A 15107-nucleotide genomic window follows, 5' to 3' on the forward strand; every position below is an offset into this window, starting at 1 on the left:
GGAAAAGCGCAACGCAAAGACGCTACGGCGCATGATTAAGATGGGGAGAAATGCAAAAGGCAAAGGGCAAAAATGTAACGCGAAGGCGCGTGGGATGAACCCTGCTGCCGAATGCGCAACAGATTCATCCCACGCGCCTTCGCGTTGAGGTTCTTTTTCGGCCGCGAACCGTTTCCCCGGCTACTCTTCCGTCTTTTTGGTGAGATCGAGCTGGTACATGAGCACGGTGCTGGTCTGCTCGCTGAGAAAATCCAGGGATTTGCCGGAGAGGATGATGCCCACCAGCAGTTCGGCCCCGGTTTTCTCCGCATTGGGCCTGAGCAGATAATCGACGATGTAGCCGTCGATCTTCCTGGTCCGCCACAGCTCGGTGAGGGCGATGCCGTTCCAGGTCAGGGCGTGGATCTCGCCGGAGGGGTAGTTCTTCATGTTCTTGAAGAGCCGGGAGGAGGTGGAGAGGTTCTTGTTGATGATGATGTCCGGCAGATTGTCGCCGTTGACATCCTGAACGATGATCCGGGAGGGGATGTAGATCCGGCCCAGATCCTCAAGCTTCGTTATCTTGTCCGCAAGGCCCATGGCCTCCTGGCCGCCGATGAAGCGGGTGGTGCCGCCGTAGAACTCGTCGCTCTTCCAGAGCGTGGAACCGCCGGAGCGCAGCACCTGCAAGCGGTCGTACTGATCGATGGCGATGATCTCCCGGCTGCCGTCGTTGTCCAGATCGGCGATGGTGAACTCGAAGAGGTTCACCGCCTCAGGCAGCTCGATGCGGCTCAACGGCTTCACCGTGTCGCCGCTCAGCTCCAGGCGATGGATGCCGGGGGCCACGGCCTTGTCGAAATCGGCGCGCTGGCCGGCCAGTACCGCGCCTTCTCCGGGAATCTGCATGGCCCGCACGTACCACTTGGCATCCTTGAAGATATAGTTGGCCTTGTCTCCTTCGATCCACTCAAAGGCAAAGGAGCTGGGGGTCTTGGTGTCCGCGGCGCTGGCGTAGATCTCGGGCTTGCCGTTGCCGTTCAGGTCGGCCACCGTGACGGCATGGATCCGGTAGCCCTGCGGCCCGGCAATCTGGCCCACCTTGCTGAAGCGGTTCTGGTCGCGCTTGTAAATCTGCACGGATTCGCGGTCCGCCAGGATCACCTCCTCGGCGCCGTCGCCGTCAAGATCGGCCAGCTCCATGTACTGGAGGGTGAGCTTCATGTTCTGGCTCTTGCTGAAATCGAAGGCGGAGTTGATGCCCTTGCTGTAGATGAAGGGCGAGGCGCCGCCACGGCCGGCCAGGGCCCGGTCCGGATGGGCGGTGAGGTACTGGTTCTGGGGAGCCTGGCTGGGTGCCGCGGCCTGGGGCTGGGCAAGGGCCGCGGCCGGGCGCTTGTGGCCGAAGACCTTTTCGCCGATGTCCCAGGCCAGGCTGTCGATGGCGACAATAATCTCGTTTTCGCTTTTGGCTGTGGCATAGAAGCTCTGCGGGGTGCCGCTGGCGATATCAAAAACCTTGGCGTCTAAAGAGAGGCTGCTGCCAAGGGCCGTGAGGCTGCCGGCCACCAGATAGTCGGCGTTAAGGCTCTTGCCGAGCTTGACAAAGGCGTCGTTCTGGGCAGGGGCGCCAGCCGTGGCCAATGTCTTTTCCACCAGGCCCTTATCGACGACGGTAAGGCCGATCTCTGATGCTAGGCGGCTGGCCAGCATATCCCGGATCCCGCTGGTGAGATAGCTCATGTCCTGGGGGGCGTTTGCCTTGAAGGGCAGAAAGGCGATGGTGCCGGACTTGTTTGCTGCCTGGGCCGGCATACTGAGGGAGACAAAGGCCAGGGCAAGAGCAATAATGGAAAGAAAACGGGAAGCGAGGGGCGATCTATACATTATGGAACCTATGGGATTGGTTGTGTTTGGCGTGGAAAATTAAACAAAAATAGGAGATAGTAGTACCCCTGGCCGCTGAAAACGGCAAGGATTTTTTGTTGAAAGCCGCAGGCCTGCAGCCGTCAGTGCATCTGCTAGCAAAGGCAATAATGGGTACAGGTCTGAATTGGGTTGGGATCTTTAATGTAAGGAAATATCTTTGCGTCTCTGCGCCTTTGCGTTAAAAAAAAGTAAAGGCCAGGCTCTCAATAGAGGCGATGAAAGATGAAAAAAAAAGAAGCTCTCGCCATTCTAGGCGAATACAAAAAACAGTGCGCCAGGCGATACGGTATCCTTTCCCTTGGTCTTTTCGGCTCGACCGCGCGTGATGCTGCGAGTGAAGCAAGCGATGTGGACGTGGTCGTCACGTTGGCGAAACCGGATCTTTTCACAATGGCTGGGATAAAGTATGAGCTTGAGGAGCGCATGCACCATCCGATCGATCTCGTTGTTTACCGGGAAAAGATGAATCTTTATTTGAAGCAGCGGATTGATGAGGAAGCCGTCTATGTATGACAAAACTCTTGCCGTTGAGGTGTTGCGGCAGGTCAACGAAGCGGCTGAGAAAATACTCAGTCGTTTTTTCCCCTCCCGTGCGTTCAGCGTCGTGCGCTTTAATTTTTTAAATTGCCATTGAATTTCAGGTTGGTATGCGGCATTACATGTCGTGTTCATTTTCTTTGCTTGCCCAAAGAAAATGAACCAAAAGAAAGGGCACCCTGTCACTTGCCTGCCTACGGCAGGTTCCCTGTGCTCCTCGAAGCTGCCGGGAGCAAAAAAACTCGCCCGCCGATGGCGTGCTCAAACAGTTTTTGCTCCTTTTCCGGCAGCCTCTCCGGTGCTCGGCGGCGTGCCAATGGGACGCATCAAAATCTAATGGCTGAAACCCAGTGGTAATCAGATAATGTTTTAAGGAACCCATATGCAGACCACCATCCATCTGATCCGCCATGGCGTGACAGCCGCCAATAAAGAAAATATCTTTGCCGGCCGGTCGAATGAGCCGCTGCATGCCGACGGCATTGCCCAGGTAACCGAAGTGGGCAGGTCGCTTGCTCAAGCCGGCATAGGGAAAATTTTCTGCGGGCCGCTGCCCAGGACCAGGCAGTCCGCCGAGATTGTCGCCGCCATGCTGCGCGCCGGAGTTTTTGTGGAGGAGGGGTTCAACGAGATCGCCATCCCCCACTGGGATGGGCTGACCAAGGACGAAATCCGGGCCAAATTCGGCCCCGAATATCCCACCTGGCTCGATGATCCCCCCTCCTTTTCCGTGGCCGGCTGCGAAACCATCGCCCATGTGCAGAAGCGGGCGGTCGGCTGCGTGGAGCGGTTGTTTCGGGAGTGCGCCGGCCGGAATATCCTGGTGGTCAGCCACCTCATCGTGATCAGGAGCCTGCTCCTGCATTACCTGGGCAGGCCGATCAGCGAGTTCCGCTCCATCAAGGTGGGCAATGCCCAGGTGACCTCCCTGGTGCGGGATGAAACGGGCGTTACGCGGGTGGTTGGCCTCGGCTGAACGCTATTTTCCCATGTCGCGGTGGGTGAGGAAGACGGGGCGGTTGGCGCTCCGGCTGAGATGCTGGTGAAGTGCCTCCGCCACCGCCACCGAACGGTGCCTGCCTCCGGTGCAGCCCACGGCCAGGGTGAGATATGCCTTGCCGGCGCTTTCGTACAGGGGGAGAAGAAAATCGATCAGCGGCAAGAAGAGCGCGAGGAACTTTCTGCCGGTTTCGTTGGCCAGGGCGTAGTCGGCCACTTCCCGTTCCTTGCCGGTTTTTTCCTTCAGTTCCGGAACCCAGTAGGGGTTGGGCAGGAAGCGGACATCGAAAAGCAGGTCTGCTTCCTCGGGCAGGCCGTGTTTGTGGCCGAAGGAAAGGATGTTGAGCCGCATGCCGATGGCCTGGCTTGAATCCTGGGCAAGCAGGGCATTGCGGAGTTCGTTGGGGCTGAGGCCGGTTGTGTCGATGACGCAATCGGCCATTTTTTTGAGCGCGGCCAGCTGTCGCCGCTCCTGCTGGATGGCCTCCCGGACATTGCCGGCCTCGCTCAAGGGATGGGCCCGGCGCAGCTGGCTGAAGCGACGCAGGAGGATGGTCTCCCCTGCGTCAAGGAAGATCAGGGTGAGGGTGCAATGCGTTTTGGCCTTGCTGAGCACCGCCGGAAATTCGCTGAGAAAATCCCGGTCCCTGGCGTCCATGACCAGGGCGAGGCGGTCCCGGCTGCCGGCCTTGGCGGCCATGCCCGTGAGCAGGGGGAGGAGGAGGAAGACGGGCAGGTTGTCGATGCAGTAAAATCCGGCGTCTTCAAAAACATTGAGGGCGGTGCTTTTGCCTGCGCCGGACAGACCGGTGATGATGGTGAGGCTTGGGGGCTGCGCCGCGGCGGACATGGGGTCATCCCGCCTCGGTGAAGATGGCCAGCAGTTCCTCCTTGCCGGCGGCCTGGAGCAAACGGCTGCGGATGGGCATATTCTTCAGGAAGCGGGAGAGTTCCGCCAGGCTGCTCAGATAGCGGGCCGCGGCATCTTCCGGCGCGACGAGGAGGAAGAAGAGGTGGGTCGGTTTGCCGTCCAGGGCGTCAAAGGCAATGCCCCGCAGGCTCCGGCCGAAGCAGATGACGATATCGTCGAGTCCCCTGATCTTGCCGTGCGGGATGGCGATCCCCTCGCCGATGCCGGTGGAGCCAAGCTCTTCCCGTTCCAGGAGGGCGGCGTAGAGGGCGGCGGTTTCGAGGGCCGGGTACACCATCCTGATCGCCGCGGCCAGCTCCTGCAGCACCTCCTTCTTGCCAGTTGCCGCAAGCTCCGGCAGGATGAGGGAGCTTCTGATTTCCTTGATCAAGCCCATCGTGCTAGCCCAGGTTCGGTTTCTTGCGCAGTTTGGAGGGGAGGATGCCGAGCTGTTCCCGGTACTTGGCCACGGTCCGACGGGCCAGTTTGATGTCCTCCCTGGCAAAGATGTCGGCAATGGCGTTGTCGCTCAGGGGCTTTTCGTGGTCCTCGGCCTGAATGATGACGCGGATCCGATCCTTGATGCTTTCCGAGGCCATGGCGTCGCCGCCGTCATGGCGGCTGATGGCGGAGTTGAAGAAGTATTTGAGTTCAAAGGTGCCCTGGGGGGTGTGGACATACTTGTTGCTGGTCACCCGGCTGATCGTGGATTCGTGCATGCCCAGGTCTTCCGCCACATCGCGCAGGACCAGCGGTTTCAGGAAGGCGATCCCCTTTTCAAAGAAATCGTACTGGAACTTGAGCAGGGATTCGACCACCCGGTAGATGGTGCGCTGCCGCTGCTGGATGGACTTGATCAGCCAGAGGGCGGATTTCAGTTTGTCCTGCACGTAATCCTTGGTGTCGGCCGACGCCTTGGAGTCCTTTTTGAGGATGTCCTTGTAATAGCTGCTCACCTTGAGGCGCGGCAGTCCCTCGTCGTTCAGGAGAATGACGTACTCGTTGCCCATCTTGTAGACATAGACGTCCGGCACAATGTACTGCGGTTCCTCGTCGGAATAGATGCGGCCCGGCCGGGGGTCGAGCCCCATGATCACCTTGACCGCGGCGAGGATCTCGCCGACCGGCTGGCCGGTGGCCTTGGCAATGGCGGCAAAGTTCTTGTTTTCCAGGGGATGCAGGTGGTCACGGACAATGGCGGCGGCCAGCGAATCGGCAAGTTCGAGGCGTTCGAGCTGGAGCAGGAGCGATTCCTTGATGTTGCGGGCGCCGACCCCGGGCGGGTCCATCTCCTGCACGACCCGGACCAGGCGTTGAGCCGCTTCGAGGTCGCAGCCCGTCTCCGCGGCGATTTCCTCGTCGCTTACCTCGAGAAAGCCGTCCCGGTCGAGATTGCCGATGATGAAGGAACCGATCTCCTTGTCATCCTCCGAAAGATGGGAGAGGTTCAGTTGCCAGTTGAGATGGGAGTGAAGATTGGGCTTGGTGGTGAGGATGTCGAGGCGGGAGGGCAGGTCGGAGTCGTCTTTTTCGCGGCCGGAACCATAACCGCTTTCATACTCGTTGCTGTAATTTTCCCAGTCGATCTCCTTGAGGGAGGATTCGCCCCCCCCTATCTGCACTTCGGCGGTGCGGTCCGGCGCGCGGAGTTCAGGGGGGATATCCTCCACCGGCGGGGTGTCGATGGTGGCTTCGCCCGGCTCCTGGATCTCGGAGGCCTCTTCGAGCACCGGGTTGATTTCGATCTCCTGCTGGATGGTCTCGACCAGTTCAAGCCGGGAGAGTTGCAACAACTTGATCGCCTGCTGGAGCTGGGGAGTCATCACCAGCTGCTGGGTGAGTTTCAGTTGTTGTCTGAGCTCGAGAGCCATCTGGCCTTATGTCCTTATTGTTTGCGAAATCCCATCCCCCATGGGGAACGGAGTTTTTTGTCTCTTACCGAGAGTATAACCCATGACGGCAAGGTTTTTGCAAGCAAAATCAGAGGGTGAAGTTTTCGCCCAGGTACATTTTCCGCGCCGCCTCGTTGCCCACGATCTGTTCGGCGTCGCCGCTGATCAGGATTTTGCCCTGATTGACAATATAGGCCTGGTCGCAAACAGACAGGGTTTCGCGGACGTTGTGGTCGGAGATCAGCACCCCCAGACCCCGTTCCTTGAGGTCGCGGATGATATGCTGCAGGTCGGCCACCGAGAGGGGATCGATGCCGGCAAAGGGCTCGTCCAGCAGGATAAAATCGGGTTCGGTGGCCAGGGCCCGCATGATCTCCACCCGCCGCCGTTCTCCGCCGGAAAGCGAATGGCCCCGGCTATCCGCCAGGTAGCCGATTTTCAGCTCTTCCATGAGCTGCTGGCTGCGGTTTCTGATCTCTTTTTGGGAAAGGCCCAGCGGTTCGAGGATGATGCGGACGTTTTCCTCCACGGTCAGTTTCTTGAATACCGACGATTCCTGGGGCAGGTAGGAGAGGCCTTTCAAGGCGCGCTGGTGGATGGGCAGGCCGGTGATCTCTTCTCCGTCCAGCAGGATGGTGCCGGAATCAGGGCGGACAAAGCCGGCAATGGAGTAAAAGGTCGTGGTCTTGCCCGCGCCGTTCGGGCCGAGCAGGCCGACCACCGTGCCGGTTTCCACCCGCAGGCTGATGCCGTCCACCACCCGCCGCTGCTTGTATTGCTTGACGATGTCTATGGTTTCGAGAACAGACAAGAAAACCTCCGAAAAAAAATAACGCCAAGACGCAGAGTCGCAAAGAAACTGGCGATGCGAATCAGCTGGATGGACTGCTTTTCCTTCGCATCTTTGCGCCGTTGCGTTAAGCTTTTTTACTTTGACTCTTTTTTGTTTTCTCCCTCGCCGCCGGGATAGAAAAAGGCCTTGACCCGCTCGCCCTTTTTTTCGCTCTTTTCGACCACGCTTTTCCCTTCGTCGAGGTAGAGGACCACCCGTTCGCCGGTGACCAGATTGTTGTCCTGCCACACCCTGGTGTTGCCGGTGAGGATGACCTTGCGTTCCGTTTCAAAGTATTCCATGTTGTCGCCGGTGGCGGTCCAGCCTTCGTTCTGGATCTCCACGTTCCCCTTGGCCAGGAGCTTTTTCATTTTCTTGCCCTCGCCGGGGGGCAGTTTGGCCTTTTCCTCTTCCGAGAGATAGTAGACGGTCATTTCGGCGGAGCGGATGACCAGCTCGCCCTGCCGGGCGTCCACCTTGCCTTCAAAGAGCACGGCGTTCTCATTTTTCAGCGAGGTCATGCGGTCCGCCTCGATGTGGATCGGTTCCTTGCCGCCGGCGGGGGCGGCTTCCTGCGGGGCGGCAAGCCCCGGGCCGGGGCCGACGAGGAGAAAAAGCAGGAGGAGTATCGGCAGCTTGGTGGCGAATCGTTTCATGACGTTATCCTTAAGTCTGGGCGCGCATGGTGTAAAATGGTCAAGATACCAGCAATGCCATTTCTCGGCAATTGCTTTGCCGTGGCGTCCCCTTCCGTGGCCCTTATACTCTTTACATCTTGCCCCGCTCGGTATATATCTGCGCAGAGGATTTTTTCGCTGACGAGGCCGCCGTTGCGGCAGCCTCGAAGCGGTCGCGCGAATTCAACCATAGCATACTGGCGATTATGAATAAAGGTATAGAGAAAGCCAAAACCCTCATCGAGTCCCTGCCCTATATCAGGAAATTCTCCAACAAGACCGTGGTGATCAAGTACGGCGGGCATGCCATGGTGGATGAGGAGCTGAAAAAGAATTTCGCCCTCGACATCATCCTGATGAAGTACATCGGCATCAATCCGGTGGTGGTGCATGGCGGCGGGCCGCAGATCAACAAGTTCCTCACCAGGATGAACATCAAGTCCGATTACATCCAGGGGATGCGGGTCACCGACGGCGAAACCATGGATGTGGTGGAGATGGTGCTGGTGGGCAAGGTGAACAAGGAGATCGTCAGCCTGATCAACTTCCACGGCGGCAAGGCCGTGGGGCTTTCCGGCCGGGACGGCGATCTGATCAAGGCGAAGAAGATGAAGATCATGAAGGCCCAGGCGGAAAACACCCCGCCCGAGATCATCGACCTGGGCCGGGTCGGCGAGGTGACCGACGTCAATCCCGGTATCCTCACCACCCTGGACGCCGAGGATTTTATTCCGGTCATCGCCCCGGTCGGGGTGGGCGAGGACGGTCAGGCATACAACATCAACGCGGATCTGGTCGCCGGCGCCATCGCCAGCCACCTCAAGGCGGAAAAACTGATCCTGCTCACCGACGTGGCCGGGGTGCTGGACAAGGACGGTACGCTTATTTCCTCCATGACCTGCGATCTGGCGGATCAATATATTAAGGATGGCGTCATCGTCGGCGGCATGATCCCCAAGGTCAAGTGCTGCCAGGGCGTGGTCCGGGGCGGCGTGGGCAAGGCCCATATCATCGACGGCCGGGTGGAGCACGCCATTTTGCTGGAAATGTTCACCCAACAGGGTGTGGGAACCGAGGTGGTGTGATGGGAAACGCGGATTGGATCGAAAAGAGCGGCAAGGCCTTCATGACCACCTACGGACGGTATCCGGCGGTGATGGTCAAGGGCCAGGGGTGCATCCTGACCGATGCCGACGGCCGGGAGTATCTCGATTTTCTCTCCGGCATCGCCGTCTGCAGCCTCGGCCACTGCCATCCGGCGATCACCGAGGCGATCTGTAAACAGGCCTCTACCCTGGTCCATGTTTCCAATCTCTACCATACCATCCCGCAGACCGAGCTTGCCGAGCTGCTGATCAAGCATTCCTTTGCCGAGCGGGTGTTTTTCTGCAACTCAGGGGCCGAGGCCAACGAGGCGGCCATCAAGCTGGCCCGCAAGGCAAGCGCCGCCGGCAAGTACGAGATCATTTCCCTGGCCGGTTCCTTCCATGGCCGGACCCTCGCCACCGTGGCGGCCACCGGCCAGGAAAAATTTCACAAGGGCTTCGAGCCCATGCCCCAGGGCTTTAAACATGCGCCTTTCGGCGATATCGGGGCGCTGGAGGCCATGGTCGGGCCGGAAACCTGTGCCGTGCTCTGCGAGCCCCTGCAGGGCGAGGGTGGGGTCCGGCCCTTGGCGAAGGAGTATCTTGCCGCCATCCGCGCCCTCTGCGACCGGCACGGTCTGCTGCTGATCTTTGACGAGATCCAGGTGGGCATGGGCCGGACCGGCTCCCTCTTTGCCCATGAGCAGTGCGGAGTCACTCCCGACATCGTCACCCTGGCCAAGGCCCTGGCCAACGGCCTGCCCATCGGCGCCATGCTGGCCAGGGACTCCGTGGCCAAAGCCTTTGAACCGGGCAGTCACGCCTCGACCTTTGGCGGCAATCCGGTGGTCTGCGCCGCTGCGGTGGCGGCGGTCAAGATCATGGTCGCCGACGGCTTTTTCGCGGAGGTGCGGGAAAAAGGTGCCTATCTGAACAGCCGCTTGACGCAGCTGGCGGCAAAATACCCGCACATCGCCGAGCCTGCCCGCGGATTGGGGTTGATCCAGGGGTTGCCGCTCACCGAGGCGTGGATCGCCCGGGGACCCGCCGTGGTGAACCGTCTCTTTGAGAAAGGGGTGCTGCTCAATTTTGCCGGGAACAAGGCGCTGCGCTGCCTGCCGCCCCTCATTGTCAGCCGGAAAGAGATCGATCGGCTGCTCACGGCCCTGGACGAGGTGTTTGCCGAATTTTCCCGATAGCCCCGATGGCCGGATGCGCAAAGCCCTCTTGGACAATATCCGGCCGGCCGGCCGCGAAAATCCCTTTGCAAAAAAAAAAGTTTTTTTGTATGGGTTGTAGTTTGGCTCAACCTGTGGACCCCGTTGTTTACGGCGCGAGATTTTGGAGTTATCGGCAATGAGAGAGCACAATCATGGCAAAACATCTCCTGGCATTAAAGGACTTCAACAAGGCGCAGCTCGCCGCATACATCGATCAGGCCCTGCTCCTGAAAAAAGAGAGCAAGGCGGGCGTACGCCATCAGCATCTGGCCGGTAAAACCGTTGGCCTCATCTTTGAAAAACCCTCCACCCGGACCCGCGTTTCCTTTGAGGCGGCCATGTACGGGCTGGGCGGGCGGGTCATCTATCTTTCCGGCCGCGACACCCAGCTGGCCCGCAACGAACCGCTCAAGGACATGGCCCGGGTCATGTCCCGCTATGTGGACGGCATGGTGGTGCGCACCTATGGGCAGCAGATCGTCGATGAACTTGCCGGCTACTCCTCGGTGCCGGTGATCAATGCCCTCACCGATCTCCACCATCCCTGCCAGATCCTGAGCGACATCATGACCGTGATCGAGCACAAGGGGGCCATCGAGAATCTCCATATTGCCTGGATCGGCGACGGCAACAACATGGCCAATTCCTGGATCCAGGCGGCGGCCCGCTTCGGCTTTGCCCTGACCCTGGCCTGCCCGGAGGGGTATGATCCGAACAGCGCCATTCTGCAGGGGGCCCAGGCCGAGGCGGTCAAGCCCATCGTGGTGGTGCGCGACCCCGCCGCGGCGGTGGCCGCTGCCGATGTGATCAACACCGATGTCTGGGCCAGCATGGGCCAGGAAAGCGAACAGGAGGCGAGGCTCGCGGTTTTTCAGCCTTTTCAGGTGAACGGCGCTCTGCTGGCCAAGGCCAAGGCAGGCGCCATCGTCCTGCACTGCCTGCCCGCGCACCGGGACGAGGAGATCACCGACGAGGTGCTGGAGGGGCCGCAGTGCGTGGCCTGGGACCAGGCGGAGAACAAGCTGCATATCCACAAGGCGATCCTGAAGATGCATCTTGGTTAATGCGGAATTAAAAATGAAAAATGCAGAATGAGAGGGCAAAAGTGTTACGCTTTCACTGCCGTTGCAATTTTGCATTATGCACTCTTCATTCTTCATTGAATTTAAGGAGACAACGTGGCTGCCAGTATCAATAAGATCGTTTTGGCCTATTCCGGCGGGTTGGATACCTCGGTGATCCTCAAATGGCTGCGGGAAGAATATCAGGTTCCGGTGGTGGCGTTCGCCGCCGACGTGGGCCAGGAAGAGGAGTGGGACAAGGTACGGGCCAAGGGCATGGCCACCGGCGCCGAGAAGGTGATCATCTCCGACCTGCGCGAGGAGTTTGTCCGCGACTATGTTTTTCCGGCCTTTCGGGCCAATGCCATCTATGAGGGCTCCTATCTGCTCGGCACCTCCCTGGCCAGGCCGGTCATCGCCAAGGAGCAGGTGCGGATCGCCGAGGCCGAAGGCGCGGACGCGGTGAGCCACGGCGCCACCGGCAAGGGCAACGATCAGGTGCGCTTCGAGCTGACCTACCTGGCCTTGAACCCCAGGCTTAGCATCATCGCGCCCTGGCGGATCTGGGATCTCAACTCCCGGACCAAGCTGATGGCCTACGCGGAAAAGCACTCCATCCCGGTGCCGGTCACCAAGGAAAAGCCCTACAGCTCCGACGAGAATCTCCTCCACATCAGCTTTGAGGGCGGCATTCTGGAAGACCCGTGGAACGAGCCGGAGGAGAGCATGTTCAAACTCTCGGTGTCCCCGGAAAAGGCGCCGGACACGCCCACCTATATCGAGATCGAGTTTGCCGGCGGCAGCCCGGTGGCCATCGACGGCGAAAAGCTTTCCCCGGCAAATTTGCTGGCCCGCCTGAACAGGCTGGGCGGCGCCAACGGCATCGGCCGGCTGGACATGGTGGAAAACCGCTTCGTGGGCATGAAGTCCCGCGGGGTCTATGAGACGCCGGGCGGCACCATCCTGCGCATGGCACACCGCGACCTGGAGACCATCACCCTGGACCGCGAGGTGATGAAGATCCGCGACAGCCTCATTCCCCGCTACTCCGAGCTGATCTACAACGGCTTCTGGTTCTCGCCGGAGATGAAGCTGCTCCGGAAGACCATGGACAACGCCCAGGAGACGGTGAACGGCATCGTGCGGCTCAAGCTGATCAAGGGCAACTGCATCCCGGTGGGCCGGAAGTCCGACCAGTCCCTCTACCAGGAGAGCTTCGCCACCTTTGAAGAGGATCAGGTCTATACCCAGGCCGACGCCGGCGGCTTTATCCGCTTAAACGCCCTGCGCCTCACCATCCAGGCGCTGGTCGAGAAAAAGAAGAAGTAGCAAAAAAAAAAAACAACGCAATGGCGCAGGGACGCAAGAAGCTTTCTGTTCGCTTCTGTCGAGTGCGTCATGCGCAATTTTGCATGCAATAAAGAACGACAACGTCCGTGAAGGCGAGATGAGCGCCTTCGCGTCTTTGCGTTGTTTGGTGTTGAAAAATATTCACGTATCAACTCAGGCGGAGCTATGCCCCAGGCAAAGAAGACGAAAAAGAACCCGGCCAAGCTCTGGGGCGGCAGGTTTGCCGAAAAGACCGCCGCCTCGGTGGAGGCCTTCACCGCCTCCATTCATTACGATGCCAGGCTCTATAAACATGACCTCGCCGGCAGCCGGGCGCATGCGAAGATGCTTGCCAGGCAGGGACTGATCACCGCCGGGGAGCGGGATCAGATCCTCAAGGGGCTTGGGCGGATCGAGCGGGAGATCGACGGAGGCACCTTTGTTTTCAAGCCCGAGCTTGAAGATGTGCACATGAACATCGAGAAGGCCCTGGTGGAAAAGATCGGCCCGGCCGGGGAAAAGCTGCATACGGCGAGAAGCCGCAACGATCAGGTGGCTCTCGATGTGCGCCTTTACCTCCGCGAGGAGTGCCGGAAGCTCATGGCGCTGGTGCTTGAACTGCAAAAGGCCTTCGTGGTCCTGGCCCGCGCCTACCAGCACGCGGTGATGCCCGGCTACACCCATCTGCAGCGGGCGCAGCCGGTGCTGGTCGCCCACCACCTGCTGGCTTACTACGAGATGTTCGGCCGCGACCGGGAGCGCTTGGCCGACGCCCTGAAAAGGATCAATGTGATGCCCCTGGGCGCCGCGGCCCTGGCCGGCACCGGGCTGCCCATCGACCGGGAGTTTGTCGCCAAGGAGCTTGATTTTCCCAAGGTGAGCGCCAACAGCATGGACACGGTGGGCGACAGGGATTTTATCATCGAATTCATGTCCGCGGCCAGCCTGATCCAGATCCATCTGAGCAGGCTTTCCGAGGAGCTGGTCCTCTGGACCACCGAGGAATTCTCCTTTGTCACCCTGGCGGACAGCTTCTGCACGGGCAGCAGCATCATGCCCCAGAAGAAGAACCCCGACATCCCGGAGCTGATCCGGGGCAAGAGCGGCCGGGTGGTGGGCAACCTCATGAGCCTGCTCACCCTGGTCAAGGGGTTGCCCATGACCTACAACCGCGACCTGCAGGAAGATAAGGAGCCCCTTTTCGACACGGTGGATACGGTTTCCCGGTCCGTGGCGATCATGACCCAGCTGCTCGGCAACCTCAAGTTCAACGAGGCGCGCCTGGCCCGCGGTCTTGGCGGCGGCTACATGACCGCCACCGACCTGGCCGACTATCTGGTGCTGAAGAACATTCCCTTCCGCCAGGCCCACGCCATTGTCGGCCGGACCGTGGCCTATGCCATCGGCAAGGGCAAGGAGCTTACCGCGCTGAGCCTGAAAGAGCTGAAGAAGTTCTCCGAGGTCATCGAGGAGGATGTTTTTACGGTGCTTTCCATCGAGGGTTCGGTGGCAAGTCGGGTTTCCCCGGGCGGCACTTCGGGCAGGATGGTGGCCAAGGCATTGAAGAAGGCGGAAAAAGAGCTGGGGATTTCGGCATGAGATGGGAATCGGCGCGGCTCTCTCTTCTGGTCCTGGTCCTGGCGGCGGCTTTCGCCGTGAGCGGCTGCGGCAAGAAGACCAGGCCGGTGCCGCCCGATACGGTGCTGCCCGCGCCCATCACCGATCTGACCTACCATCTCGACGAGAAAGGGGTGTCCCTATCCTGGAGCTATCCGGGCCGGACGGTGCAGGGCGAGCGGCTGCCCTACCGTATCGAGGGGTTTCAGCTGCTGCGGGCCGTTATCCCCCTGGCCGATTATTGCAAGGACTGTCCGATTCCCTTTGGCCCGCCCATTGAGATCAAGGGCGAAAGCGGGGATGAGGGCAAGGTCTTCTATCAGGAAACCCTGCTGCGGCCCAGGAATCGGTATGTGTATCAGGTGCGCAGCAAGGCGGGCTGGTTTGTGACCAGTGACGAGTCCAACACCGTTTCCGTGGTCTGGGACACGCCGCTCATGGCACCGCGGGAGTTCGCAATCGAAGAAGGAGACCGGCAGCTGCGCTTAAGCTGGCAGCCGCCGACCGGCCTGCTGGACGGCACCACCGTCAGCGACCCCATCCTCTATCAGGTTTATCGCTCCGCGAGCGGGGAGGCCTTCGGCGAGATCGGCGCGCCGGTGGACGGGCTTTTTTTCGTGGACACGAACCTGCGCAACGGCAGGCCCTATTATTACAAGGTTCGGGCAATCCGCCTGCACGAGGACACCCGGGCCGCCGGCATGGCGAGCGATATCCTGCTGGCCACTCCCCAGGACCGGGTGGCGCCGGCGCCGCCGCGGCAGATGACCGCGGTGGTGACCGCGGCCGGGGTCAAACTCATCTGGGAGGCGGTGCCGGAGAGCGACCTGGCCGGTTTCCGCATCTACCGGCGGCCGGCAAGGAAGCTTGAGCCGGAACTGATCGCGGAGGTCGGCGGGGCCGGGCTTTCCTATGTCGACACGAAGCTGCCCAGGGGCAAGGGCATCTGGTACTATTCGGTGAGCGCCTTTGACCGCTCCCGGCCGGCCAACGAAAGCGACCGCTCCCGGGAGACGCTTCTTGAGGTCTCCGAGTAACTT

Annotated in this window: 14 protein-coding genes; 8 read left to right on the plus strand and 6 right to left on the minus strand. The window is 60.2% G+C overall.

Going from position 1 to position 15107, the window contains the following annotated elements; translation table 11 throughout:
• Positions 1-180 precede the first annotated feature (180 nt).
• A complete protein-coding gene (locus ACUUL3_RS15925) occupies positions 181-1866 on the minus strand; it encodes an FG-GAP-like repeat-containing protein (protein WP_448553022.1) in 1686 nt (561 codons plus the stop codon).
• Between the two features lie 264 nt (positions 1867-2130).
• Between ACUUL3_RS15925 and ACUUL3_RS15930 the strand changes: the two genes are divergently transcribed.
• Both ACUUL3_RS15930 and ACUUL3_RS15935 read left to right on the plus strand, forming a co-directional pair.
• On the plus strand, positions 2131-2421 hold the full coding sequence (locus tag ACUUL3_RS15930; protein WP_448553024.1) for a nucleotidyltransferase family protein: 291 nt from the start codon (positions 2131-2133) through the stop codon (positions 2419-2421).
• 406 nt (positions 2422-2827) lie between these two features.
• Positions 2828-3421 carry a histidine phosphatase family protein gene (locus tag ACUUL3_RS15935; protein ID WP_448553026.1) on the plus strand — a complete coding sequence of 198 codons (594 nt, stop codon included), beginning with the start codon at positions 2828-2830 and terminating at the stop codon, positions 3419-3421.
• Between the two features lie 3 nt (positions 3422-3424).
• Here the strand turns inward: ACUUL3_RS15935 and rapZ are convergent, their stop codons facing one another.
• The 5 genes from rapZ to lptA all read right to left on the minus strand — a co-directional run bounded on the left by rapZ (position 3425) and on the right by lptA (position 7734).
• Positions 3425-4294 carry an RNase adapter RapZ gene (rapZ, locus tag ACUUL3_RS15940; protein ID WP_448553028.1) on the minus strand — a complete coding sequence of 290 codons (870 nt, stop codon included), beginning with the start codon at positions 4292-4294 and terminating at the stop codon, positions 3425-3427.
• A gap of 4 nt (positions 4295-4298) precedes the next feature.
• Entirely contained in the window at positions 4299-4751 is a 453-nt protein-coding gene (locus ACUUL3_RS15945; RefSeq protein WP_448553030.1) for a PTS sugar transporter subunit IIA, read from the minus strand.
• Between the two features lie 4 nt (positions 4752-4755).
• Entirely contained in the window at positions 4756-6225 is a 1470-nt protein-coding gene (gene rpoN, locus ACUUL3_RS15950; RefSeq protein ID WP_448553032.1) for an RNA polymerase factor sigma-54, read from the minus strand.
• A gap of 109 nt (positions 6226-6334) precedes the next feature.
• On the minus strand, positions 6335-7057 hold the full coding sequence (gene lptB, locus ACUUL3_RS15955; RefSeq protein WP_448553034.1) for an LPS export ABC transporter ATP-binding protein: 723 nt from the start codon (positions 7055-7057) through the stop codon (positions 6335-6337).
• Positions 7058-7173: 116 nt separating this feature from the next.
• Complete coding sequence (lptA, locus tag ACUUL3_RS15960) at positions 7174-7734, minus strand: lipopolysaccharide transport periplasmic protein LptA (protein WP_448553036.1); 561 nt, start codon at positions 7732-7734, stop codon at positions 7174-7176.
• Between the two features lie 227 nt (positions 7735-7961).
• Between lptA and argB the strand changes: the two genes are divergently transcribed.
• From argB to ACUUL3_RS15990, 6 genes are all read left to right on the plus strand, one after another.
• Complete coding sequence (argB, locus tag ACUUL3_RS15965) at positions 7962-8840, plus strand: acetylglutamate kinase (RefSeq protein ID WP_448553038.1); 879 nt, start codon at positions 7962-7964, stop codon at positions 8838-8840.
• Positions 8840-10039 (plus strand): acetylornithine transaminase, encoded by a 1200-nt coding sequence (locus ACUUL3_RS15970; RefSeq protein ID WP_448553040.1) that lies wholly within the window; start codon positions 8840-8842, stop codon positions 10037-10039. Before argB ends, ACUUL3_RS15970 begins: the two co-directional genes overlap by 1 nt.
• 173 nt (positions 10040-10212) lie before the next feature.
• Positions 10213-11124, plus strand: a complete 912-nt coding sequence (argF, locus tag ACUUL3_RS15975) for an ornithine carbamoyltransferase (RefSeq protein ID WP_448553042.1) — start codon at positions 10213-10215, stop codon at positions 11122-11124.
• A gap of 114 nt (positions 11125-11238) precedes the next feature.
• A complete protein-coding gene (locus tag ACUUL3_RS15980) occupies positions 11239-12450 on the plus strand; it encodes an argininosuccinate synthase (protein ID WP_448553044.1) in 1212 nt (403 codons plus the stop codon).
• A gap of 186 nt (positions 12451-12636) precedes the next feature.
• Positions 12637-14049 (plus strand): argininosuccinate lyase, encoded by a 1413-nt coding sequence (gene argH / locus ACUUL3_RS15985; protein WP_448553046.1) that lies wholly within the window; start codon positions 12637-12639, stop codon positions 14047-14049.
• Complete coding sequence (locus tag ACUUL3_RS15990; RefSeq protein WP_448553048.1) at positions 14046-15104, plus strand: fibronectin type III domain-containing protein; 1059 nt, start codon at positions 14046-14048, stop codon at positions 15102-15104. The genes argH and ACUUL3_RS15990 overlap by 4 nt, the downstream gene beginning before the upstream one ends.
• Positions 15105-15107: the final 3 nt, after the last annotated feature.

Source organism: Thiovibrio sp. JS02 (assembly GCF_053485635.1).

Bases quoted from the DNA above. Each gene is read 5' to 3' on its own strand.
- argH (WP_448553046.1), top strand. From the start codon at position 12,637: ATGCCCCAGGCAAAGAAGACGAAAAAGAACCCGGCCAAGCTCTGGGGC.
- ACUUL3_RS15925 (WP_448553022.1), bottom strand. From the start codon at position 1,866: ATGTATAGATCGCCCCTCGCTTCCCGTTTTCTTTCCATTATTGCTCTT.
- rpoN (WP_448553032.1), bottom strand. From the start codon at position 6,225: ATGGCTCTCGAGCTCAGACAACAACTGAAACTCACCCAGCAGCTGGTG.
- ACUUL3_RS15990 (WP_448553048.1), top strand. From the start codon at position 14,046: ATGAGATGGGAATCGGCGCGGCTCTCTCTTCTGGTCCTGGTCCTGGCG.
- argB (WP_448553038.1), top strand. From the start codon at position 7,962: ATGAATAAAGGTATAGAGAAAGCCAAAACCCTCATCGAGTCCCTGCCC.
- ACUUL3_RS15930 (WP_448553024.1), top strand. From the start codon at position 2,131: ATGAAAAAAAAAGAAGCTCTCGCCATTCTAGGCGAATACAAAAAACAG.
- lptA (WP_448553036.1), bottom strand. From the start codon at position 7,734: ATGAAACGATTCGCCACCAAGCTGCCGATACTCCTCCTGCTTTTTCTC.
- rapZ (WP_448553028.1), bottom strand. From the start codon at position 4,294: ATGTCCGCCGCGGCGCAGCCCCCAAGCCTCACCATCATCACCGGTCTG.
- ACUUL3_RS15935 (WP_448553026.1), top strand. From the start codon at position 2,828: ATGCAGACCACCATCCATCTGATCCGCCATGGCGTGACAGCCGCCAAT.
- argF (WP_448553042.1), top strand. From the start codon at position 10,213: ATGGCAAAACATCTCCTGGCATTAAAGGACTTCAACAAGGCGCAGCTC.
- ACUUL3_RS15945 (WP_448553030.1), bottom strand. From the start codon at position 4,751: ATGGGCTTGATCAAGGAAATCAGAAGCTCCCTCATCCTGCCGGAGCTT.
- ACUUL3_RS15970 (WP_448553040.1), top strand. From the start codon at position 8,840: ATGGGAAACGCGGATTGGATCGAAAAGAGCGGCAAGGCCTTCATGACC.